The sequence below is a fragment of the Carnobacterium pleistocenium FTR1 genome (assembly GCF_000744285.1).
Taxonomy (GTDB): domain Bacteria; phylum Bacillota; class Bacilli; order Lactobacillales; family Carnobacteriaceae; genus Carnobacterium_B; species Carnobacterium_B pleistocenium.
This window is the reverse complement of the sequence record NZ_JQLQ01000002.1, coordinates 1,557,916-1,577,368: the sequence shown is the minus strand read 5'-3', so window position 1 is coordinate 1,577,368 and position 19,453 is coordinate 1,557,916. Positions and strand designations below refer to the sequence as shown.

Below are 19,453 nucleotides of genomic sequence, written 5' to 3'. Positions count from 1 at the left end.
ATGGCGATTTATAGACAGATTCAAATTAGCTTTTGGCAAGATGAGTTAATCATTGAGTTGGATCCTGAAGAAAAATACTTTTATCTCTATCTGATGACCAATGACAAAACGACTCAATGCGGAATCTATAGAATCAATAAAAAAATCGTTGCATTTGACACAGGTTGGTCAATTGAAAAAGTCGATTTGATGTTGAACAAATTTATCAATCACGGACGTATTGAATACAACGATAAAAATAAAGAAATATTTCTAAAAAACTGGTTGAAATTTAATAAAGGTACTTCTCCAAAAGTTGCTACGGTTATAGATAGAGAATTGGTAAATGTAAAAACTACTAAATTCCTTAACGAAGTGGTCGAACAATGCAAAAGCTATAAATACCCTATCAAAACAAAAAATATAGAGTATCCATACAGTATCGATAGTGGTTCTGAAATTGAAAATACAGTACCGATAGGGGTCGGCAATAAGAACCAGAACCAGAACCAAAACCAGAATAATAACCAGAACCAGAATAAAACCGAAAATGATGATGTTGTTCCTGCTGGTCCTAACGCTCATGAATTTTATCAAAATAACTTTGGAGTAGAAAATTCAATCACTTCTCAAAATATAGAGTACTGGATTGATGATCTAAGCGAAGAGTTGGTTATCGAAGCGATGAAGAGAGCAGCGCTAGACCAAAAAGGCTATAGATACGCTGAAGGCATCATGAAAAACTGGGCTAAAAAAGATATCAAGAATATGGACCAAGTCAAATCTGCAGATGTATCTTTTGAGAATAGCAAGAACAAGTCTTCTTACGGCAATCAATCCACTAGAAAAGAAACGTTACCTGATTGGGCAGCAGAAGATAGTCAACCAGTTAAAGAGACTCCTATGAGCGATGAAGAGAAAGCAGCGTTCACGGAAAGACTTAAAAAGATTCAGAACTTTGATAAAGAAAAAGAATCAAAAATAGAAGATACACTTCATGGATTTAAAGTCGGACACTAGTGACTGTTAAATCCTTCCAGGAGGCAAACGATGCAAGTTACTGCGGAAATTTTGATAAAAGAATTAAAAAAATTCGACAAAAACAAAAAAGTTTTTATACCAGGTGTATTGATCACTGAAAAGTTTCTTTATATCGACGATGATTTTCATATTGAAGAAATGCCAGGAACTTCAGGAAGCAAAGAACCAAGCTTGGTATTTGTACCAACTGAATACAGTAAAAATCGTAAAGAAAATCTTCATTTTGTAGAACAAATAACATTATTCTAGGAGGAAATGTCATGAGAAACACGCTAGGAGATTTAAACAACCATTTATATGCTCAATTAGAACGATTAGGGGAAGAAGATTTGATAGGCGAAGCTTTGACCGAAGAAATTGGCAGAACTAAAGCTATCACGTCCGTAGCTACTCAAATCATTAACAACGGATCATTGGTATTGAAAGCTGAAACATTCAGAAATGAGTTTCCACATTCTGAAAACGTCACACCAAAAATGTTGGAGGGCTAACATGACTAAGCTGCTGAACGAAACACAAAATCGTTTTTTTTCGAGAAAATGCTTTCGGCACACCTAGTCAAAAGTTAGCAGACATGATCAATGAAAAATTTGGTTTAAATCTGCAAGCAAGCCAGGTTAAAAGTTACAAAAGAAATCATAATATTGCTAGTGGTCTTACTGGTAATTTTGAGAAAGGTCACGTTCCTGTAAATAAAGGGAAGAAGTTTCCTGGCCAAACGAACAAAACATCATTCAAAAAAGGCCAAGAGCCTCCAAATAAAATGTCGGTAGGGTCTGAAAGAGTTAATGGAGATGATTACGTCGATATCAAAATAGCTAACCCTAATATTTGGAAGGCAAAGCATAAAGTGATCTACGAAGAGTTTTTTGGAACTATAAAAGCAAACAACGTAGTCATCTTCGCGGATGGAGATAGGCGTAACTTTGATATCGATAACTTAATTATGATACCTAAAAACAAGCTATTGGTTATGAATCGATACCACTTGATTAGGAATAATTCAGATATGACTAGAACAGGCCTAATTATCGCAGATATTCATATGAAAACAGCTGAATTATCAAGAATGAAGGGAACAGCCAAATGATTATTGCTGTGTTAGTAAACTTAGTCGCAACATTTTGTTTCGGATTTTCTTCAGGAAAAAGGTTTATTACTAAAGGGCTAACGCTAAGAGTCGCACAACTCATTAAAGAAGGCGACGACGAAATGGCCAATGTATTTATAAAACTATTAAAAGAAAAGGTGGATAAATAAATGAACTTAGAAAATAGTATTCAAGACGTCATCACTAAAAAAATGCAAGACGGAACAATTGAAAAAATAGTATCAGAGAAATTAGAAGAAGGAGTAAACAGTGCTTTAGATCAATTGTTTGGTCGTTATGGTGACGTGACTGAAGTAATTCAAAAGCAAATTAAGTCAGTTATGGTTCCTTATTTAGAGAACCGAGATTACTCAGAATACATTGTTAAATTAGATGATGTGATGGTCAAAGTGTTGAAGGAAACAACGATAGATAACAAAAAAATACTTAAAAATTTCAAAGGTTTGATTACTCCGGTCGCTGATTTAGAAAAGGAAACTACGGTAACTAAATTATTTGGAAAGTGGATTGAATACGTTTCTGGAGACGTTGATACATCCGGTTTAGAAATTGATTATGACGATGAACCTTGTTACGTAAACGTTCCAGTAAGCGCGCGGTTTGAAAAAGATGAAGCAGGCCGTTCGTGGAGTTCGATTGAACGCGCAACCTTAATATTTGAATGTGAACATGATGAAAAAATGAATGTATTAATACCTTTGTCACGCTGGGAAAAATATTCAAACGGTACCTGGGATATTGATTTCAAATCAACTAGCGATTTAAATAGCTTAAGACATTTAAACGACTTCGAAGTATACATGATGAATCTAACTCAAGCATACGTCAAATTAGAAGTAGACGAGGAAGATCTTGATGAAGACGTTGAACCGGAAGAAAAACCAGAAGCTAGCTTTAATTAAGGAGGTAAATTAAATGAAAGCTTACATCATAGCAACATTAAACAGACCATATATGGTTCCAGCTCACGAAAATATTTTTAAAAGTTTAGGAGGTAAGAAATATGAAAAAAAGTAAGCAGAATAAAGAAAACAGACACAGTGGGTGCCTGATGCAAAAAGATATCAAAAAAAAATTATTAATACAATTAATGAAGCGCTTCAGGTTAAATTAGATTAAAAACATATTAAGTAAGGTTTAAAAACAAATTTTTAGAAAAGCAGAACCTAAAGGTGTAGTAGTAAGAACACCTTTAGAAATGGCTATTTGACTTTTCTTTAAATTTTTATTTAATTGATCATCATCAAGTTTTAAATTTTTTTTTGCTTCCTCTCTACCCGAGAAATCTACGTATTTTGCATAATCTTTTCTAATAGCTTCAAAACTGTTATTTTCTTTTAAATTCAAATAAAAATTATTATTAGAAAACTTATCATATTCTGTCTCATCAATTAACCATTTATCATTATTTATTTTTATAAGACCTAATCTTTCTAGATTAATAATAGATATAGAGTGCATGTTGTAGTTGTTACCTAGCTCCATAAAGAATAATTCAGAATTAATTACTTTGTTCTCAAAAGAATCATGGGTAATTTTATAATCAACAAACGGTAAGGCTTTTTGTTGGCTAAATAATGCAAAAATGTCTGCATCATTTGGTGACATTTGCTTAATTATTTCTACGAATGAATGATGAATGGTTTCATTTTTTCTTTGGTCTAAAGAAGAGGAAATTAAGTTAGCAAACATTTTACGAATTTCTTCCTCATCTATATAAAATCTTGAGGCTTCAATCGCAGGTCCTAAAATACTAATAGGTGGTTCTTGTAGATGTTCATCAGGAATATCAGTTACTTTTTCGAAAATTTCTGATTTAAGCAAATTTACTTTTTGCTCTTGAGCAGCTACTAATAAAGCTCTTTCTTCAGAAGATTTATGGCCATACTTAACATACCACCAATCATTTAATGTTTGCATTGGTCCAGAAAAAAGTTGAGAACCAGTATTTGTTGCAAGAGAAGTTCCAAATGCTGTTGCCATCGTTAAAAGTGTAGGATCCATCTTCTACCTCCAATATTATATTAGTTTTATTATCTACTATATCACAATAAATTGTGTACAAAAATAAATACTGAATTCAATTAATTGATTGAGAGAGGGGTTTCATAATAATGTTATGGGAAGTAATAGAAAAAGAGATTAATAAAAAACAAATAAGCATTTATCAACTTACAAAGAAAGCAGGGTTAAGTGTAAACTGCCTTTATCACTTAAAAAGTGGAAGAACGAAAGATATGTCATTTTTAAATATGTGTTCTATTGCTGAAGTTTTAAATGTGAGTTTGGATACATTTAATATAAAAAAGGGAGGCAACGATGAATAAATTTATCCCTAAAAATTACGCAAACGGATCCCGAACAATATCTAAGCCAAAAGAATATTTTAAAAAGACTCGCAATGATAAACAAATAGCTGGGGCTTCTGCAAAAAAGAATGGCCAATATTTCGAAAGCGTCATAGAAATTACTTGTCGCTACTATAAGCAGCACCAGATAGCGGATATCCAAAAGACGCCAGAGCCTATGCGTATTCTTGAAACATTGGATAAATCAAAAGGAATATTTAAAGCAGTGTTTGAGAAACAAGCACAACCAGATTTTAAAGGCGTTTTAAAAGGTGGCCGTACTATTATTTTTGAAGCCAAACACACGAACGGAAAATCAATCGCACAAGATAGATTAAGCCTCGAACAAATTGAAAACTTTACAAGTCACCATAAATTAGGAGCCGAATGTTTTGTGCTAGTTAGTTTTGAAATGAGAAACTTTTATAAGATCCCTTGGGAAATTTGGAGAGATATGCAGTTCATCTTTAAGAAAAAATCAGTCAATCAATCAGATATTAAAGGTTATGAGGTTGAATACATGAACGGCATTTTAAATTTCATCTAAAAAGAGATATAAATAAAAATTACAGAAGAACCAAAAAAATGGAATATATTAAAAAATGAAAAGGTGGTTAGGTAAATGAAGAATGATAATTACTTGAGTTACAGTTCAAACAGTCGTGATCAAGCAAGGTTTGATGCACAGATTAAACATGATCAATTTAAAAGGAAAATAAACGAACGTCCAAAAAGAAAAAATAAACGTAAAAAGTAGGAGGGTATAAATGATTAATAATGTGGTGCTGGTTGGACGACTAACGAAAGATCCTGAATTAAGATACACATCAAGTGGAACAGCTAACGCAACAGTTACTTTAGCTGTAAACAGACAGTTTACAAATCAAAAAGGAGAAAAGGAAGCAGATTTCATCAATTGTGTCGTTTGGAGAAAAACGGCAGAGTCTTTAGCAAATTATACAAGCAAAGGTTCGTTAGTAGGAATTGAAGGAAGGATCCAAACTCGTTCTTATGACAATCAACAAGGACAACGTGTATATGTTACCGAAGTAGTGGCAGAAGTCATCAGTTTCTTAGATGCCAAAAATAGCCAAAAAACAACCGATACAGAGCGACAAGCTCCTGCTCAGACAAATACCCAAAACTACAATTCAAACCAGACAAGCTCAAATTATTCAAGGCCAGAAACGAAACCATACTCAAAGGATGGAGTAGCGCAGCATGATATATCAGATGATGATTTACCATTCTAATAAATCTCATATAAGGAGTAATTAATTATGAAGACGAGAATAGATAGAAAACATGTACAATTAGCTCAAAGTACAAACTTTATTGATGAATATCAGCCCAATAAAAATCAAAATGTAGCAGATGATTCAGCATTTATCAAAAAGATGAATGGAATAAAGTTTAATGAATTTACTATCGGCCAACATAAAAGAGTTTATAGAATTGCTCTTAGGGGGTTAGGTTTAAGAAGAGCTATCGATAAAGAAATAGCTCTTCAAACAAAAAATAGAGCGGAAATTGCTCATGAAATGGTCATGAATTCTGACTCGTCCATCCTACATCATGAATGGCATAGTATAAATAACATAATAAGAGTACTAAATTCTTTAGTTAAAGATAACAACCAAGTTGGGGGTTAAATTAAATGGATTTTACTCGAATGGAATTGGAAGATTTAAAGCTAACTGAAATAAAAAATGGTATAATAGTTTTAACAAACGGCATAGCAATGCTTAAGGAATTGCCTGATTACGGTAAATCAACTGTAGAGGTACTTACTCATGAAGGAAAAGTTACTTATATTGAAGACCTAACAAAAAAGAAAATTAAAATATAGTCTGACTTGACATACAAGAGGACATTTAACTTTAACGTATTAATTTACGTTGGGTTAGGTGTCCTCTTTTTTTGTAAATAAAAAAGGAGGTATATTTATGTGGCATTATGCAGATGAGTTATCAGATGAGTATAAAAAAGGACTCAGGGAATTGCGTTTGGAAAGAATGAAACGAAAGTCCTTTAAAGATGAACTAAAACTATCAAATAGGATTGATGAATGGACGAATGATATGGAAGTTGAATTAAGAACAATTAGTGGAATGATTAGTGATATGGAGTATGCTATTTCTTGGTTAGAAAACGCTAGAGAACCTGGTTTGAAAAGAGGTATTACAAATAAATCAAGATATCAAAGAACAGAGTTATGGGCAGAAATAGATATTCTTTCAATGAAAGCTTATCGCATGCAATCAACTGTTGAAGGTAGAGAATTGACTCTTGAAGAAGATACTCGGATGAACGAGATATTAGATTGTTTGTCAAAACGTGAAAGAGAAGCTTATAGATATATAATGGGTGAAGGACATACTTATGCTGAAACAGCTTATTTTATGGAAATCACAAGGGGAGCGGTACAAATGTTAGTGAACAGAGCTAAATCTAAAATCCAAGACTGTTTAGAAACGGGAAAAGTTCAGACGACTCTTGTATTTGCATGAAAATATTTTTTACTTTTGTAATACAAGTACCACCAACTAATAGAAGTAGCGAATTCGCTTAAGGTATACTTTCTATAAATACTTATACAAGAATAATCAATAAAAGAAAGATTTAAACTAGATATTCTTTAATGTGAAAATAAATTAAGAGAACATCATAAAATTGACAGTGCAATCAATTTTAAGGTAAACACCTTCTTTATAAAAATTCTGCATTAATTAGTAGGATTTTTTGTTATAATTGAATTAAAAGGAGGGATAATATGAAAGAAGAAGAGTTGAAAAAAGTAATTGAAACATCAGGGAAAAAGTATTCCAACGAAGAAAAAAGTATAAAGCGACCCACAACTCCAGGAAAAAAGGTTCCTGATAGATTACCTAAGAAAGATGATAAATAATGTCAGATTATGTTTCTTTAATAACAATATCAGGAATTTTAGGATTAATAAATTATTGGGTTTTTAGCGCAATGAATTTATTAGATTTTTTTGACCATAATGAATCAGACGAGAAAATTAGTTTGATTATTGGTCTAGGAATGATAAATTTTGTCATAAACGACATACTTATCTACTTGTCGAAAGATAAATGGCTTCTTGGTTTATATATTATCGCATCTTTTAGTATTGCTTTTTTTATTGAAATTCTATTATTTTTTATTCTTAAATGGATTAGTGGTTTTATCAGAAAACAATTCTTTAAGGATAAAAAAAGTATACGTTCGTACTCAACGGTTATAAAAAATTTATTAGAAGAGGATATTGGTTCTGATAAAGAATTATATGGATATATATATGATTTCAGTGATAATATTATTGAACATGGGAGAATAAAATATTATGCTCCCAACAATAAAGAAGAACATTCAATGGCTATCCAAATAGACCCTGGATCTGATAAAATTGAAACTGATTTTAAAAAATTAAGACCAGAATTACCTATTGATAAAACTATGGATGTTTATATTAACTTTGAACATCAATACAAATTGTACATTTTTATAGAAGATAAAGCAGAAAAAGACTCCTGAAAAAGGTCTTTTTTTTATGTCAAAAATAAGCTGAGAAAATATCGTGAGAGTGGTGGTAGATGATTATGAGTAAATTAACAATAAAACAGAAGAAGTTTGCTGATGAGTACATCATCAGTGGAAATGCAACAAAAGCAGCTATTATAGCTGGTTATAGTAAAAAGTATGCTAATACTAATGCTAGTAAATTACTACAAAATACTACAATAAAAACTTATATAGAAGAACGGCTGAAAGAAATTGATTCAGAAAAAATTGCTGATCAAGCTGAGGTTCTTCAATATCTCTCTTCAATCATGCGAGGAGAGCAAAAAGAACAAACGTTGAGAGGACTAGGTGAAGGCTATCAACAGATTGATGATATAGACGTCTCTGCAAAAGATCGAATTAAAGCCGCAGAACTCATCGGTAAGAGATATGCACTGTGGACCGACAAGCAAGAAGTATCTGGTGATCTATCTGTGATTTTCGTTGACGATATCGGAAGTGATCCAAATGGCGGTTAAAAAGGTATCTGAGTTTTTGCCTAATGCTTTTCATAAAACGTGGAGAGCAGCTTTAAATTCAGACATATTGAACATTGTAGAAAAAGGTGGGCGTGGTTCTGGTAAATCTTCGGATGTTGCTCACATTATTACTCAATTGCTTATGAGGTTTCCAGTCAATGCTATTGGTATCCGGCATGTTGATAATACTTTGGAGCTATCAATATTTGAGCAAATGAAATGGGCTATAAGTGAACAGGGTGTATCGCATTTGTTCAAGGTCAACAAGTCACCGATGAAAATAACTTATATTCCACGTGGGAATTACATGGCATTTCGTGGTGCGCAGAACCCAGAACGTTTGAAATCTTTAAAGGATGCAAAGTTTCCTTTTGCGATTGGATGGATAGAAGAATTAGCCGAGTTTAAAACTGAAGATGAAGTAACGACTATTACCAACTCTCTTTTACGTGGAGAATTAGGTAATGGTCTTTTTTATAAGTTTTTTTTTACTTATAATCCGCCAAAAAGAAGACAGTCTTGGGTGAATAAAAAGTATGAGACATCTTTCCAGGCAGCTAATACACATGTTCATCATTCAACTTATTTAGACAATCCCTTCATATCTAAGGCTTTCATCAATGAAGCTGAAGCAACAAAGGAACGCAACTTAAAACGATATGAATGGGAATATTTAGGCAAAGCAATTGGTTCTGGAGTTGTTCCTTTTGATAACCTACAAGTTGAAGCTGGATGCATTACAGATGAAATGGCCGAGAACTTCGACAACATTAGAAACGCAGTCGATTTTGGTTATGCTACGGATCCTTTAGCATTCGTTCGCTGGCACTATGATAAAAAGAAGAATGGCATCTATGCAATTGATGAATACTTCGGACAGAAAATTAGTAATAGAGAGTTTGCTAAATGGCTTAAGAAGAAAGGCTATCAATCAGATGCAATGTTTGCTGATTCTTCAGAGCCTAAGTCCATCGCTGAACTAAAGACTGAACACGATATAAAACACATCAAGGGAGTAAAAAAAGGCCCTGATAGTGTTGAATATGGCGAGGAATGGCTAGATGATTTAGATTTCATTTGTATTGATCCATTAAGAACACCAAACATTGCTAGAGAGTTCGAAAACATCGATTATCAAACGGATAAAGATGGCGATCCTAAACCTCGTTTAGAAGATAAAGATAATCACACAATTGACAGTACTAGATACGCTTTTAGTGAAGATATGAAAGCACCAAAAATTGCTGTAACAAGTAGCAAGTCTAAATACGGCATAAGATAAGGAGGTAAAGCATGGCAATAGCAATTGATAGAGAGTTAGCAGGAGAGATTAATAACCCTTCTGTTGCAGTATTAAAGTACTGTATAGAGCAACACCAAAAAGAATTAGAACGACTTGATAAGCTATCTGACTATTACGATGGCAAACATGAAGTTTTAGAACGGAAATTAGACAACGAGAATACCAAAAATAATAAAGTGATGGTCAATCATGCTAAGTATGTGACTGATATGAATGTTGGTTTCTTAGTAGGTAATCCAATTTCTTATTCATCTGGAGATAATAAAAACCTCGACTCAATACTCGAGTCTTTTGAAGAAATGGATATCGTCTCTCATGATACTGAATTAGAGAAAGATTTATCTGTATTTGGTATTGGATTAGAACTTATTTACCTAAGGAAAGTACCTGGTACGGAAATTGAAACTGAAATGATGATTAAAGCAGTTGATCCAAGAGGTATCTTCTTAGTGACTGATGATACGATTGAAAAGAACCCTTTGTTTGCGGTCCATTATTATAAAAAGTATGACCTAGATGGAAAAATGACTGGATGGCTTTTAAATATTTACACATTTAAGGCAATTATCACACGAAAATCAAAGGACTTAACCTTATCAGAATCAACTATAGTTAAGGCATTACCTCAATACTTTGGTGGTGTTCAAGTCATAGAATACCGGAACAATGAAGAGAAACAAGGCGATTTCGAGCAAGCTATCTCTCTTTTTGATGCTTATAACGTTCTACAAAGTGACCGTATCAGTGACAAGGAAGCATTTATTGATGCATTGCTTATTATTTACGGATTTAAGCTAGAAGGAAACATTTCTGATGGCTTGATAGAGGCTCCAGGTAAAGGAGAAGATGGTGCAGGCGCTGAATGGCTCACTAAAACATTTGATGAATCCCAAGTCCAACTATTGTCTAAATCAATTGAGGACAACATCCATAAAGTAACTTATGTGCCTAATATGAATGATGAAAAATTCGCCGGCAATATCAGTGGTGAGGCCATGAAGTACAAATTATTCGGCTTACTCCAGTTAATGTCAATCAAGTCTCGTTACATGACTAAAGGTTTACGCCAACGTCTTCAATTAATGGCCAACATGATGAATGTCAAAGGCGGCAATGTTGATGTAAGTGGTGCAAAGATTAAAATCAAACCTAATCTACCAATCAACACAAGTGACATCATTGATCAAATTGTTAAAGCAATTGATATTTTACCTTTAGAGACACTTCTTTCTTGGTTGCCTGATATTGATGATCCAGGAGAAGAAATCAAGAAGTTAATCGAACAAAAGAAACAAAACATAGAGTTAGCTAATAAAATGGGCGGTGAAGGTGCAAGTCATGATAATTTAGATAATGAACCAGAGGAGGACGAAGATGAAGTACCAGAAGATTAAAAAGGTAACAATTGATGCTATTCAAATTCAAAGCCAAAATATCAATGAAGTAATGGTATTCGTTGGTAGTGAACCTTTAAATGCTGAAGAGTTTGATAAATTCATAGATGAGATAGAGTCTAAAGGTATTTATGTTCAAGCGCTCGATGGAACAAAGAAAGCCTCTATTGGCGATTACATTGTTAAGACTGAAGAAGGTTACAACGTTGTGAAAGGCACTTTATTTGAATCTATGTACGAGAAGGTGTTGGAATGATTCAGGCCGTATTTCATAAAGACAAAGAAGATAAGATAACTTCGTTCAAAGTAGAAGGACACGCGGGTTATGCTCCTTCTGGACGTGATGTTGTCTGTTCTGCTGTTTCTGCACTAGTTGTTGGAACAGTAAATGGATTGGAAGTGTTAACTGATGCGACTTTTGAAACATCAGTCAGCCATGGATTCACAAAAGTGAATATTAAAGAACCAACCGCTTATAGTAATGTTCTTTTAAACTCGATGCTGCTTTCGTTGGAAGGGATACAAGAAGAGTATCCTGAAAACATTGAAGTTGAAATTAAATAACTTTATTTCTTTTTATATCTATTAAAGATATAATTTAGAAAAAGGGAGGTTAAATGATGTTTTTTTCAACGGGAGATATTAAAGAAAAGTATGAAATAATTGATGTTATAATGACTCATAGTCAAAGTGAGTCTGGATTTTTTAAGCAAGCAAATTACAATGAATCATTTAAAAATGTGAATGTTTCTTTAACTCAGCTCGTTACGGGTTTAGGAGCAGATGGTGTAATTAATCTAAACTATGAACCACAGATGCTGCTAGACAGCAAACGAACATATGCTGGGATATTTGTTACAGGAACAGCAGTAAGATTAGTTAATTAAAAGACCTCTAACCAGGTCTTTTTATTTTACCCAGAAAGGATAGTGAGTGAATGGCAAAGAAGAAAAAGAAGCTACCTTACTGGGATAGACGAGCTATTGATCAAGACATAAAGGTCCACGAAGAATTGAATGCAGTTGAAAGTAAGGTAATGAAGTCTTATCAAAAAGCTCAGTCTTATTTATCGGATGAAGTCAAAAAGATATATAGACGATACCTTACAAAATCAGAATTATCAAAAGATGAAGTCAAGAAAGTTCTTAATATGTCCGTTAATCCAAATAATATTATTGATCTGCAAACAATAGTTAAGACAGTTAAAGATGTTGATATAAAGAAGCAAGCCCAAAACTATTTAACCGGCATGGCCGTAAAGAGCCGTATCACTCGTCTAGAAGACTTAAAGGCAAAGTCTTACCTGGTATCAAAACAAGTGGCAGATGTGCAACTTAGTCGGTCCACTGATTATTATATCGATGTAATCAAAGAAGCCTACAATCAAGCGAGTGCTGAAGCGATCATAGGAAAGTCTGAATCAGCTTTACGGTTGTACGATGATGGCAAATATCCGACTTATGTATTCGAAGATGACAAAACGTTTATTGAGATTGCTGATACGAAAAATGGCAAATCAGTTAAACGTATTGAGATTCAAAGAGATGAAGTTATTCCAAAGTTTAAAGAAATGTCTACTAAGCAAGTTCGAAACGTTCTTGATACGAGATGGCAGGGATCTAACTACTCAAAGCGTATTTGGGATGATACAGATTTATTAGCTAAGAAATTAGAAGAACTCTTCACTGTTGAAGCGATGACTGGTATGTCAGAAAGAGACATGGTCAAAGAAATCCAAACGGCTTTTGATGTTTCTAGAGGAGTAGCTAGACGTTTAATCAGAACGGAAGCTAATTACATGGCTGGTCAAGGGAAACTTAAAGGATGGATAGCACAAGGCGTTGAGTATTATGTCATTGTGGCTACTTTAGACTTAAGAACTTCTAAGATATGCCATGAGCAAGATGGCAAGAAGTATAAAGTATCTGAAGCAAAGGTAAATATCAATTATCCTCCATTTCATCCTTGGTGTAGATCAGTTGTGAAAGCTTGGTTCAATGAACGAACTTTAAGTGCTAAACGAATTGCTAACGATCCAATTACTGGTGAACGCTTTGAAATATCGCATGCTGACTCCTACAAGAAATGGGAACAGATGCTAATTGATAAGCATGGTAAAGAGGATTTACAGATTGTCAGAAAGAAAGTTAAGAACTTTAATGCTGATTTAGAGCAGTTTAACCGTTATAAGAAAGCATTAAATGTTGAGGACTTACCTAAGACATTAGATGAATTCCAGGATATTAAGTATTCAGATTCTGTTAAATATGAGGAGCTTAAAAAGAAATACCTGCAATTATTCAAGAAAACTGGTTAGGAGGCTGTTATGGACTGTGTAATTGAAATATCCGTAACCGACATTGAGCCAATGTCTGATTTTATCCAGGACATGTCTGACATAGTGGGTTATTTGAGGTATAAAGCGAACCCTTCAGTAATGGAATTAAAAGTTATTGAATCATATGATTCTTTTTATAACCAGATTGACAAAGACATAGATGGAAAGCCAAATCTACAATTACTGAGAGGTGATTAAATGATATTTGTAAGGTTGTTCATTGCATTAATAACTTTTATTGCAATGTTTGGTGTAATTGGTGAAAGAGAAAATGAACAGTTGCGTTCAGGAATGGTTATAATTGTTTGTTTTGGACTTGTTGCTTTGTTAGGAACGTTATTATTTTAAATTTAAGTCGCTACCAAAATGGTAACGGCTATTTTTATTGTCCTTTTTCTTGTTGCGGACGCTATAAAGAACAATAAGAAAACAAAAGTGTGTGAGTGTTTAATAACTTATATCTGAAAATGAAATACGGTGTGTGTGGGCCTTAGGGTGTTCATGGGGCGTGAGTAGTTGGTGTGAGGGTAAATGTTCATGGGCTAAAAAGGAGAGAATTACAATGCAAAAAATATCATTAAAAGAAAGTCTATTAAACAGCAAAAATTTGATGCCTTTAAAACTCCAACTATTCGCTGAAGGTGACGATGCAGGAGCAGACCCAGGTGGCGATGGCGGTACAGGAGAATTAGGCGGAGGTAATCCGGGATCTAATGGTGCAGGCGGTGGCGAATCTTTATCATTTTCTTCAGAATCTGAACGTGATAGTTACTTTGATAAACGTACAGCTAAAGCAATAGAAACAGCCAAATCTAACTGGGAAAAAGAAACACAAACTAAAATTGAAGCAGCTAAAACGGAAGCTGAAAAGATGGCCGAGATGACTGCTGAACAAAAAGCACAACATAAAGAACAAGAACGACTTGATGAAATCAGCAAGCGTGAAGCAGATATCACTCGTCGTGAATTACGTGCTCAATCATTAGAAAAACTAGCTGAAAAAGAACTACCAAAAGAACTAATTGACGTTGTAGTCTTTACTGATGGTGAATCTTGTAATGCTTCTATTGATGCGATTGAAAAATCTTTCCGTAAATCAGTTGAAGATGGTGTAAACAAACGTTTAGCTCAGTCAGCTGAAATTCCTGGTTCGGGTGGAAGTTCAGCTAAGTTAAGTGTTGGAGAAACGATGGCCAAACAATTGAATGAACAAACAAAACCAGCAGCTAAATCACTTTGGGATTAAGAAGGAGGAAATAAATAATGGTCTATGTAGGAAAAAAAGAAACAGTAGAAGAAATTAACTTTTTAGGAAGTGCCCATTTTATCAGCTTCACTAATCAAGCAGAAACAAGCATGGTAGAAACTGCAGGAGCAGATGGACGTAAAGTATTGCCTGCTGGAAGTATCTTCCCAGCAAACGACGCAACAGCAATAGGTATCACGATTAATCCAGTTGATGTAACTGATGGACCTCAACCAGTAGGAGTTATCGTAGAAGGATATGTAATTGCTGAACGGTTACCAGTTGAACCATCTACAGAAGCAAAAACAGCTATGAAAGAAATCAAATACCGTTAAAGACGGATTGAAGGAGGAAATGAAAAATATGAAGAAAAACCGATTTTATCAAATTAATTTACAACGCTTTGCTGCAACAAGTATTTTAGATTTATTTAACCAACGTGAAGTATTAGATTACACAAGAAATCGTGAGTTACCAGTTTTATTAGGTGAAACATTATTTCCTGCTCGTAAAACACAAAGCTTAGAATTAGAACAGATCACAGGTGGTGGAAGTTCACCAATCATTGCTTCTGTTCATGCATTTGACACTGAATCTGAAATTGGTTCTCGTCAAGCTTCTAAGGCAACCCTAGAATTGGCATTGATTAAACGTAAAATGCAATTAAAAGAAAAAGATATCATTGCTTTGGAAAATCCGCGTACTCCAGCAGAACAACAATATCTTATGAGTCAAGTGTACAACGACATTGACGTATTGGTACGTGGGGTTAATGCTCGTACTGAATTAATGCGTATGGAAGTATTGGCCAATGGCAAAATTACACTTAATGAAAACGGATTGAATGCAACTGTTGATTACAATGTTCCTGCTGATCATAAAGAAGCATTAACTGGTACAAGCATGTGGACAGATCCTTTAGCTAAACCGCTTGAGGATATTGATCGTTGGTCTGAGGCAATGGATACTACTCCAACTCGTGTATTAACATCTAAAAAAATCTTGAATGCTTTGTTACGTCATCCTCAAGTAAAAGCTTCTGTGTTTGGTAGTGATACTGGTAAAGTGTTAACTCGTGCCGAATTAGACTCATTTATGCAATCTAATGGTATGCCAGTTATTCGTACCTATGATGAAAAATACCGTAAACAAAACAAAGATGGTACTTACACAAAAGTTCGTTACTTCCCTGAGAACAAGTTCGTTATGTTCAATGACGACTTACTTGGTGAAACTATTTACGGTCCTACAGCAGAAGAAATTCGTTTGTCTCGTGATCCTTCAATTGATACTAGCATGGTTGAAAATGTCTTTACTGCTGTTTATGAAGAAGGCGCTGACCCAGTATCTACATGGGAAAAGGCTGTTACCGTTGCATTACCATCATTTGCAGCTGCAGATGAAGTATTCCAAGCTCAACCAATTGCTTAACTAAAAGGAGGAAACGAACATGATTGTTAAAGTTAAAGATGTTGCAGTATTTCATGAAGGGGAACGTTATGAAGTTGGAAAAGAATTAGAAATTAAGAAAGAGGATCATAACGATTCTCTTTTTTCTATTGTTAAAAAAGAATCAGCTATTGATCAAACTGATTTAAGTAAAATGAAAAAAGAAGAATTGCAGGTCTTACTTGATGAAAAAGGAATTGAATATGAAGCTGCAGCAACTAAGAACGATTTGCTTTCGTTATTAGAATCTATTAAATAGAAAGGTTGGTAATACATGGGTTATAAAGTTATAAATGCATTTGTTGATCACAATGATAATGATCGTGTGTATAAGGAAAATGATGTGTTTCCTCACAAAGACAGCAAAACAGAATTAACAAAAGAATGGTTAGAAGTACTTTCTACAAACAAAAACAATTCTAAGGTTCCATTTATCATTGATGATGCTACAAAAGAACCAGAAGAAGATAAACCTCTCAGTAAATACACAAAAGATGAATTAAAACTTTATCTAAGCAAACAAGGTATTGCTTTTGAAGAGGATGCCAAAAAAGATGATCTATTAGCACTTGCTAAGGTAGATGAAGAATAGGAGCGGTCCTATTGGCTGAGAAATATGATTCAATTAAGCAGTTTGAAATACTGTTGAGACGTTACAAAGAAATTGAAAAAGATTCAGATGAAGCAGTGTTATTGAAAGATGATTTTAACGATGCTGAACAAGAAGCTTTGAATTATTGTAACCGAGAAGAATTAGTAATCGGAATGGCTAGCAGTGTACGAGATTTAGCGAAAGTAAGGTTTAATCAAAGAGATGTTGAAGGAGAGACAGGCCGTTCTGAAGGTGGTGTCTCTCAATCTTTTGAAGAAGGCATCCCTAAAAAGATTCGTAGTCAATTAAACAGCTATCGTTTAGGGAGAGCGAGGAAACTTTCTTGAAACTAAGAGAACGTGACCTTTCTACTGTCTATTTAAAGCGATGGCAAGAACTTGAAGATGATGAGGGTAATTCTATTAAAGGATACCCTGAAGAAGCTATAGGTGTAAGGATGAACATACAAAGCGCAGGTGGTCAAATAGCTGCAACTCTTTATGGTTCAGAGCTTCCTTATGTTAAAGCTTGCAAGTATCAAGGAAATGTAGGTATTCGAGAAAAAGATGGTATCTGTTTATACGTTGATAAAAAGGAAAAGCCTGACTATGAAGTGATATCCATTCAACCATTTTCTACGCATTTGAATATCACTTTAAAAAGGATTTGATGTAATGGGTGTTGAGATTAGAGGTCTAAGTAAATTCAATCAGCAAATGAAATCAGTACCTAAATTGATTTCTAAGGCAGTTGAAGGAGCAAATGGAGAATTAGTCGAGTTGGTTCAAGGAGACGCAGAAAGCAACCTTGCTTCAAGTGTGAAACACGGAAGCGGCGAATTAGTAGGAAGTATAAAAACAGAAGTCGCTAGTGATGGTAAAGGTAAAAGCACTGGCCATGTATGGACTGATAAAAAGACTGGTGTTTTTAGAGAGTTTGGTACAGGACCCAATGGTGAAGCTTCTCAAAAGGATTTACCTGAAGGTATTCATCCTGTTTACACTCAAACACCATGGTTTTTCCCTGTTGATTCTGTTGATCAAGATCTAACTGCTCTATACGGAATGTTTAAGATTACGATCAAAGGAAAAGAATACTACAAAACTAGTGGACAACCGGCTAGACCTTGGTTATATCCAGCATTGAAATCAGGAACAAAAGATTCAGGAGAAATCGTTAAAAAACATGTACAAAGCAATATAAGAAAGGGGCTTAGATAATGGATGTCATCAACATTAAGCCGATTATCGTTGGTTTATTAAAAGAAATACCCGAGATTAAGAAAGTGGCCACGGAATACCCAGTGATTTGGACGACATTTCCTGCAGCTATCTATCGTACAACTCAAACTCCTTATGCTATCGATGCGGATAAGAATGAGATGCAGACATTATGGACAGTTACCATTGATTTATATGCTGAGACTAGTTTAACGGCTATTCATTCTAAAGTATCTGAGAAGATGAAGAGTATCGGATTTATTGGTAATGCAGTAGATTCAAACAATGCTTCTCTAATTAGAGTCGCGCGAGAGTTTAAAGCAATTGTAGACAATGAAGAAAGACGAGTATATCAACCATAGAAATAAGAGGAGGAATATTAAATATGAAAAAATTATTGTTAAATAGCACAGGATTGGAAAAGATGAACATTCAATTGTTTGCAGATGATCCTGCAGGTTTATTATCAAAGGGGTCAACATTAGGTTATAAACCATCGGGATCCGCAGAAGGAACTTATACAACTATCGGATCTGTTACTTCGATTCCTGACATTGGTTCAGAACCAGAAAAAGTTGATGTTACGACTTTGGCAGATGGTAATCGTAAATACATTAAAGGATTACAAGATCAAGACAATTTAACATTTGCTTCTTTATATCGTAAATCTATCTTTAATACTTTAAAAGCTGCTGAAAAAACGGATACTGTTTATGATTGGAAAATTTCTTATCCAGATGGCACATCATTCACATTCACTGGTAGCTTCTCACTAATCTTCAGTGGAGCTGAAATCAATGGAGCGTTATCATTCTCAATTGTAGTCGTAGTTTCTAAAGGTCCAGACTTTGTACCGTCACCAACGGCTTAATCAAATTTAAAACAGAAAAATCACTATGAAGGCTAGTTAAATCTAGTCTTCTTTATTTTTATATAAAAATTGGAGGAAATTATACATGGCTACTTTATTGAAAACAAAGAAAGTTTATTTTGGTGGGAAAGAACTCGTTTTACGTTTAGATGGTAAGACAATTGTACAAATTGAAAACAAATTAAATAAGAACTTAATAGGGCTATTTGTTGATAACGGAAAGATGACGTTCCCTAAAACTGGTGAAATGTTATTGATTTTACAAGCTGCTAATACTACACATGGCATAAAAGAATCAGACATGTTTGATCTGCTAGATATTTATTTAGAGGATGGTAATAGTACTACTGATTTGATGACTACTATCCAAGAATTATTGGAAGAATCTGGTTTTTTCGGAAAGGAAAAGACGGAAGAAGAGAACCAAGATGGGGGATTAGTACTTCTGGAAGAAGTAGAGGAAATGGAAGAGACAAGCACTCTCCTGGACTAAAAACTTACGATAGAGCGACTGA

Annotated in this window: 36 protein-coding genes; 35 read left to right on the top strand and 1 reads right to left on the bottom strand. The window is 34.2% G+C overall.

From position 1 onward, the window contains the following. The 6 genes from BP17_RS07760 (at position 1) to BP17_RS07740 (ending at position 3,033) form a co-directional block, all read left to right on the top strand. Positions 1-999 carry a DnaD domain-containing protein gene (locus BP17_RS07760; RefSeq protein ID WP_051910501.1) on the top strand — a complete coding sequence of 333 codons (999 nt, stop codon included), beginning with the start codon at positions 1-3 and terminating at the stop codon, positions 997-999. Positions 1,000-1,029: 30 nt separating this feature from the next. After that, positions 1,030-1,269, top strand: a complete 240-nt coding sequence (locus BP17_RS07755) for a hypothetical protein (RefSeq protein ID WP_035053163.1) — start codon at positions 1,030-1,032, stop codon at positions 1,267-1,269. 11 nt (positions 1,270-1,280) lie between these two features. Continuing rightward, the gene (locus BP17_RS07750) at positions 1,281-1,511 is read left to right on the top strand and encodes a hypothetical protein (RefSeq protein WP_035053161.1); all 231 of its coding nucleotides are present in this window, start codon (positions 1,281-1,283) and stop codon (positions 1,509-1,511) included. Positions 1,512-1,594: 83 nt separating this feature from the next. Next, the gene (locus BP17_RS07745) at positions 1,595-2,110 is read left to right on the top strand and encodes an HNH endonuclease signature motif containing protein (RefSeq protein WP_051910500.1); all 516 of its coding nucleotides are present in this window, start codon (positions 1,595-1,597) and stop codon (positions 2,108-2,110) included. Next, complete coding sequence (locus tag BP17_RS13415) at positions 2,107-2,280, top strand: hypothetical protein (protein ID WP_156956018.1); 174 nt, start codon at positions 2,107-2,109, stop codon at positions 2,278-2,280. The genes BP17_RS07745 and BP17_RS13415 overlap by 4 nt, the downstream gene beginning before the upstream one ends. Then, positions 2,281-3,033 (top strand): hypothetical protein, encoded by a 753-nt coding sequence (locus BP17_RS07740; RefSeq protein ID WP_035053157.1) that lies wholly within the window; start codon positions 2,281-2,283, stop codon positions 3,031-3,033. It abuts the gene before it with no gap. Between the two features lie 235 nt (positions 3,034-3,268). Here BP17_RS07740 and BP17_RS07735 read toward each other — a convergent pair whose 3' ends face one another. Then, entirely contained in the window at positions 3,269-4,135 is an 867-nt protein-coding gene (locus tag BP17_RS07735) for a DUF4393 domain-containing protein (RefSeq protein WP_051910499.1), read from the bottom strand. Between the two features lie 110 nt (positions 4,136-4,245). Here BP17_RS07735 and BP17_RS07730 point away from each other — a divergent pair, with 110 nt between their 5' ends. The 29 genes from BP17_RS07730 to BP17_RS07605 all read left to right on the top strand — a co-directional run bounded on the left by BP17_RS07730 (position 4,246) and on the right by BP17_RS07605 (position 19,431). Next, positions 4,246-4,458: a helix-turn-helix domain-containing protein gene (locus tag BP17_RS07730; protein WP_035053155.1), complete on the top strand. Its 213-nt coding sequence runs from the start codon at positions 4,246-4,248 to the stop codon at positions 4,456-4,458. Continuing rightward, complete coding sequence (locus tag BP17_RS07725) at positions 4,451-5,026, top strand: Holliday junction resolvase RecU (RefSeq protein WP_051910498.1); 576 nt, start codon at positions 4,451-4,453, stop codon at positions 5,024-5,026. The genes BP17_RS07730 and BP17_RS07725 overlap by 8 nt, the downstream gene beginning before the upstream one ends. 75 nt (positions 5,027-5,101) lie before the next feature. Next, positions 5,102-5,236, top strand: a complete 135-nt coding sequence (locus BP17_RS13765; RefSeq protein WP_269544487.1) for a hypothetical protein — start codon at positions 5,102-5,104, stop codon at positions 5,234-5,236. Between the two features lie 10 nt (positions 5,237-5,246). Continuing rightward, on the top strand, positions 5,247-5,732 hold the full coding sequence (ssb, locus tag BP17_RS07720) for a single-stranded DNA-binding protein (protein WP_035053153.1): 486 nt from the start codon (positions 5,247-5,249) through the stop codon (positions 5,730-5,732). Positions 5,733-5,759: 27 nt separating this feature from the next. Then, the gene (locus tag BP17_RS07715; protein ID WP_035053151.1) at positions 5,760-6,131 is read left to right on the top strand and encodes a hypothetical protein; all 372 of its coding nucleotides are present in this window, start codon (positions 5,760-5,762) and stop codon (positions 6,129-6,131) included. 5 nt (positions 6,132-6,136) lie between these two features. Then, the gene (locus tag BP17_RS07710) at positions 6,137-6,328 is read left to right on the top strand and encodes an XtrA/YqaO family protein (RefSeq protein ID WP_035053149.1); all 192 of its coding nucleotides are present in this window, start codon (positions 6,137-6,139) and stop codon (positions 6,326-6,328) included. Between the two features lie 97 nt (positions 6,329-6,425). Then, a complete protein-coding gene (locus BP17_RS07705) occupies positions 6,426-6,989 on the top strand; it encodes a sigma factor-like helix-turn-helix DNA-binding protein (RefSeq protein ID WP_051910497.1) in 564 nt (187 codons plus the stop codon). Between the two features lie 263 nt (positions 6,990-7,252). Then, positions 7,253-7,387, top strand: coding sequence for a hypothetical protein (locus BP17_RS13760; protein ID WP_269544486.1), 135 nt, complete (start codon positions 7,253-7,255; stop codon positions 7,385-7,387). Continuing rightward, on the top strand, positions 7,387-8,019 hold the full coding sequence (locus tag BP17_RS07700) for a hypothetical protein (RefSeq protein ID WP_035053147.1): 633 nt from the start codon (positions 7,387-7,389) through the stop codon (positions 8,017-8,019). Before BP17_RS13760 ends, BP17_RS07700 begins: the two co-directional genes overlap by 1 nt. 65 nt (positions 8,020-8,084) lie before the next feature. Then, on the top strand, positions 8,085-8,525 hold the full coding sequence (locus BP17_RS07695) for a terminase small subunit (protein WP_035053144.1): 441 nt from the start codon (positions 8,085-8,087) through the stop codon (positions 8,523-8,525). Continuing rightward, a complete protein-coding gene (locus BP17_RS07690; RefSeq protein ID WP_035053142.1) occupies positions 8,515-9,807 on the top strand; it encodes a PBSX family phage terminase large subunit in 1,293 nt (430 codons plus the stop codon). Before BP17_RS07695 ends, BP17_RS07690 begins: the two co-directional genes overlap by 11 nt. An 11-nt stretch (positions 9,808-9,818) precedes the next feature. Further along, positions 9,819-11,222, top strand: coding sequence for a phage portal protein (locus BP17_RS07685; protein WP_035053139.1), 1,404 nt, complete (start codon positions 9,819-9,821; stop codon positions 11,220-11,222). Continuing rightward, positions 11,203-11,478 carry a hypothetical protein gene (locus BP17_RS07680; RefSeq protein WP_035053137.1) on the top strand — a complete coding sequence of 92 codons (276 nt, stop codon included), beginning with the start codon at positions 11,203-11,205 and terminating at the stop codon, positions 11,476-11,478. The genes BP17_RS07685 and BP17_RS07680 overlap by 20 nt, the downstream gene beginning before the upstream one ends. Next, complete coding sequence (locus BP17_RS07675) at positions 11,475-11,786, top strand: ribosomal-processing cysteine protease Prp (RefSeq protein ID WP_035053135.1); 312 nt, start codon at positions 11,475-11,477, stop codon at positions 11,784-11,786. Before BP17_RS07680 ends, BP17_RS07675 begins: the two co-directional genes overlap by 4 nt. Before the next feature lie 56 nt (positions 11,787-11,842). Next, positions 11,843-12,109: a hypothetical protein gene (locus tag BP17_RS07670; protein WP_035053133.1), complete on the top strand. Its 267-nt coding sequence runs from the start codon at positions 11,843-11,845 to the stop codon at positions 12,107-12,109. Positions 12,110-12,159: 50 nt separating this feature from the next. Next, positions 12,160-13,539, top strand: a complete 1,380-nt coding sequence (locus BP17_RS07665; RefSeq protein ID WP_035053131.1) for a minor capsid protein — start codon at positions 12,160-12,162, stop codon at positions 13,537-13,539. 9 nt (positions 13,540-13,548) lie between these two features. Beyond that, positions 13,549-13,758, top strand: a complete 210-nt coding sequence (locus BP17_RS07660) for a hypothetical protein (RefSeq protein WP_035053129.1) — start codon at positions 13,549-13,551, stop codon at positions 13,756-13,758. After that, on the top strand, positions 13,759-13,908 hold the full coding sequence (locus BP17_RS13410; RefSeq protein WP_156956017.1) for a hypothetical protein: 150 nt from the start codon (positions 13,759-13,761) through the stop codon (positions 13,906-13,908). A 214-nt stretch (positions 13,909-14,122) separates the two neighbouring features. After that, on the top strand, positions 14,123-14,806 hold the full coding sequence (locus tag BP17_RS07655) for a DUF4355 domain-containing protein (RefSeq protein WP_051910496.1): 684 nt from the start codon (positions 14,123-14,125) through the stop codon (positions 14,804-14,806). 17 nt (positions 14,807-14,823) lie between these two features. Continuing rightward, positions 14,824-15,141, top strand: a complete 318-nt coding sequence (locus BP17_RS07650) for a hypothetical protein (RefSeq protein ID WP_035053126.1) — start codon at positions 14,824-14,826, stop codon at positions 15,139-15,141. Between the two features lie 28 nt (positions 15,142-15,169). Next, positions 15,170-16,237, top strand: a complete 1,068-nt coding sequence (locus tag BP17_RS07645; RefSeq protein ID WP_051910495.1) for a major capsid protein — start codon at positions 15,170-15,172, stop codon at positions 16,235-16,237. 19 nt (positions 16,238-16,256) lie between these two features. Next, on the top strand, positions 16,257-16,514 hold the full coding sequence (locus BP17_RS07640) for a hypothetical protein (protein ID WP_035053124.1): 258 nt from the start codon (positions 16,257-16,259) through the stop codon (positions 16,512-16,514). A 15-nt stretch (positions 16,515-16,529) separates the two neighbouring features. Continuing rightward, entirely contained in the window at positions 16,530-16,847 is a 318-nt protein-coding gene (locus BP17_RS07635; RefSeq protein ID WP_035053122.1) for a hypothetical protein, read from the top strand. Positions 16,848-16,858: 11 nt separating this feature from the next. Beyond that, complete coding sequence (locus tag BP17_RS07630) at positions 16,859-17,194, top strand: phage head-tail connector protein (RefSeq protein WP_035053119.1); 336 nt, start codon at positions 16,859-16,861, stop codon at positions 17,192-17,194. Further along, a complete protein-coding gene (locus tag BP17_RS07625) occupies positions 17,191-17,517 on the top strand; it encodes a hypothetical protein (RefSeq protein WP_035053117.1) in 327 nt (108 codons plus the stop codon). Before BP17_RS07630 ends, BP17_RS07625 begins: the two co-directional genes overlap by 4 nt. Positions 17,518-17,521: 4 nt before the next feature. Then, a complete protein-coding gene (locus tag BP17_RS07620; protein WP_035053115.1) occupies positions 17,522-18,067 on the top strand; it encodes a hypothetical protein in 546 nt (181 codons plus the stop codon). Then, positions 18,067-18,429 (top strand): hypothetical protein, encoded by a 363-nt coding sequence (locus BP17_RS07615; protein WP_035053113.1) that lies wholly within the window; start codon positions 18,067-18,069, stop codon positions 18,427-18,429. The genes BP17_RS07620 and BP17_RS07615 overlap by 1 nt, the downstream gene beginning before the upstream one ends. 23 nt (positions 18,430-18,452) lie before the next feature. Continuing rightward, the gene (locus BP17_RS07610) at positions 18,453-18,938 is read left to right on the top strand and encodes a phage tail tube protein (RefSeq protein ID WP_084676321.1); all 486 of its coding nucleotides are present in this window, start codon (positions 18,453-18,455) and stop codon (positions 18,936-18,938) included. Positions 18,939-19,023: 85 nt separating this feature from the next. Further along, positions 19,024-19,431 carry a DUF6096 family protein gene (locus BP17_RS07605; RefSeq protein ID WP_035053111.1) on the top strand — a complete coding sequence of 136 codons (408 nt, stop codon included), beginning with the start codon at positions 19,024-19,026 and terminating at the stop codon, positions 19,429-19,431. Positions 19,432-19,453 lie beyond the last annotated feature (22 nt).

Bases quoted from the DNA above. Each gene is read 5' to 3' on its own strand.
- BP17_RS07610 (WP_084676321.1), top strand. From the start codon at position 18,453: ATGAAAAAATTATTGTTAAATAGCACAGGATTGGAAAAGATGAACATT.
- BP17_RS07655 (WP_051910496.1), top strand. From the start codon at position 14,123: ATGCAAAAAATATCATTAAAAGAAAGTCTATTAAACAGCAAAAATTTG.
- BP17_RS07615 (WP_035053113.1), top strand. From the start codon at position 18,067: ATGGATGTCATCAACATTAAGCCGATTATCGTTGGTTTATTAAAAGAA.
- BP17_RS07735 (WP_051910499.1), bottom strand. From the start codon at position 4,135: ATGGATCCTACACTTTTAACGATGGCAACAGCATTTGGAACTTCTCTT.
- BP17_RS07605 (WP_035053111.1), top strand. From the start codon at position 19,024: ATGGCTACTTTATTGAAAACAAAGAAAGTTTATTTTGGTGGGAAAGAA.
- BP17_RS07695 (WP_035053144.1), top strand. From the start codon at position 8,085: ATGAGTAAATTAACAATAAAACAGAAGAAGTTTGCTGATGAGTACATC.
- BP17_RS13765 (WP_269544487.1), top strand. From the start codon at position 5,102: ATGAAGAATGATAATTACTTGAGTTACAGTTCAAACAGTCGTGATCAA.
- BP17_RS07685 (WP_035053139.1), top strand. From the start codon at position 9,819: ATGGCAATAGCAATTGATAGAGAGTTAGCAGGAGAGATTAATAACCCT.
- BP17_RS07730 (WP_035053155.1), top strand. From the start codon at position 4,246: ATGTTATGGGAAGTAATAGAAAAAGAGATTAATAAAAAACAAATAAGC.
- BP17_RS07620 (WP_035053115.1), top strand. From the start codon at position 17,522: ATGGGTGTTGAGATTAGAGGTCTAAGTAAATTCAATCAGCAAATGAAA.
- BP17_RS07690 (WP_035053142.1), top strand. From the start codon at position 8,515: ATGGCGGTTAAAAAGGTATCTGAGTTTTTGCCTAATGCTTTTCATAAA.
- BP17_RS07750 (WP_035053161.1), top strand. From the start codon at position 1,281: ATGAGAAACACGCTAGGAGATTTAAACAACCATTTATATGCTCAATTA.
- BP17_RS07660 (WP_035053129.1), top strand. From the start codon at position 13,549: ATGGACTGTGTAATTGAAATATCCGTAACCGACATTGAGCCAATGTCT.
- BP17_RS07705 (WP_051910497.1), top strand. From the start codon at position 6,426: ATGTGGCATTATGCAGATGAGTTATCAGATGAGTATAAAAAAGGACTC.
- BP17_RS07640 (WP_035053124.1), top strand. From the start codon at position 16,257: ATGATTGTTAAAGTTAAAGATGTTGCAGTATTTCATGAAGGGGAACGT.
- BP17_RS07670 (WP_035053133.1), top strand. From the start codon at position 11,843: ATGTTTTTTTCAACGGGAGATATTAAAGAAAAGTATGAAATAATTGAT.
- BP17_RS07675 (WP_035053135.1), top strand. From the start codon at position 11,475: ATGATTCAGGCCGTATTTCATAAAGACAAAGAAGATAAGATAACTTCG.
- BP17_RS07680 (WP_035053137.1), top strand. From the start codon at position 11,203: ATGAAGTACCAGAAGATTAAAAAGGTAACAATTGATGCTATTCAAATT.
- BP17_RS07700 (WP_035053147.1), top strand. From the start codon at position 7,387: ATGTCAGATTATGTTTCTTTAATAACAATATCAGGAATTTTAGGATTA.
- BP17_RS07710 (WP_035053149.1), top strand. From the start codon at position 6,137: ATGGATTTTACTCGAATGGAATTGGAAGATTTAAAGCTAACTGAAATA.
- ssb (WP_035053153.1), top strand. From the start codon at position 5,247: ATGATTAATAATGTGGTGCTGGTTGGACGACTAACGAAAGATCCTGAA.
- BP17_RS07755 (WP_035053163.1), top strand. From the start codon at position 1,030: ATGCAAGTTACTGCGGAAATTTTGATAAAAGAATTAAAAAAATTCGAC.
- BP17_RS07650 (WP_035053126.1), top strand. From the start codon at position 14,824: ATGGTCTATGTAGGAAAAAAAGAAACAGTAGAAGAAATTAACTTTTTA.
- BP17_RS07645 (WP_051910495.1), top strand. From the start codon at position 15,170: ATGAAGAAAAACCGATTTTATCAAATTAATTTACAACGCTTTGCTGCA.
- BP17_RS07715 (WP_035053151.1), top strand. From the start codon at position 5,760: ATGAAGACGAGAATAGATAGAAAACATGTACAATTAGCTCAAAGTACA.
- BP17_RS07665 (WP_035053131.1), top strand. From the start codon at position 12,160: ATGGCAAAGAAGAAAAAGAAGCTACCTTACTGGGATAGACGAGCTATT.
- BP17_RS13410 (WP_156956017.1), top strand. From the start codon at position 13,759: ATGATATTTGTAAGGTTGTTCATTGCATTAATAACTTTTATTGCAATG.
- BP17_RS13415 (WP_156956018.1), top strand. From the start codon at position 2,107: ATGATTATTGCTGTGTTAGTAAACTTAGTCGCAACATTTTGTTTCGGA.
- BP17_RS13760 (WP_269544486.1), top strand. From the start codon at position 7,253: ATGAAAGAAGAAGAGTTGAAAAAAGTAATTGAAACATCAGGGAAAAAG.
- BP17_RS07740 (WP_035053157.1), top strand. From the start codon at position 2,281: ATGAACTTAGAAAATAGTATTCAAGACGTCATCACTAAAAAAATGCAA.
- BP17_RS07635 (WP_035053122.1), top strand. From the start codon at position 16,530: ATGGGTTATAAAGTTATAAATGCATTTGTTGATCACAATGATAATGAT.
- BP17_RS07760 (WP_051910501.1), top strand. From the start codon at position 1: ATGGCGATTTATAGACAGATTCAAATTAGCTTTTGGCAAGATGAGTTA.
- BP17_RS07745 (WP_051910500.1), top strand. From the start codon at position 1,595: ATGATCAATGAAAAATTTGGTTTAAATCTGCAAGCAAGCCAGGTTAAA.
- BP17_RS07725 (WP_051910498.1), top strand. From the start codon at position 4,451: ATGAATAAATTTATCCCTAAAAATTACGCAAACGGATCCCGAACAATA.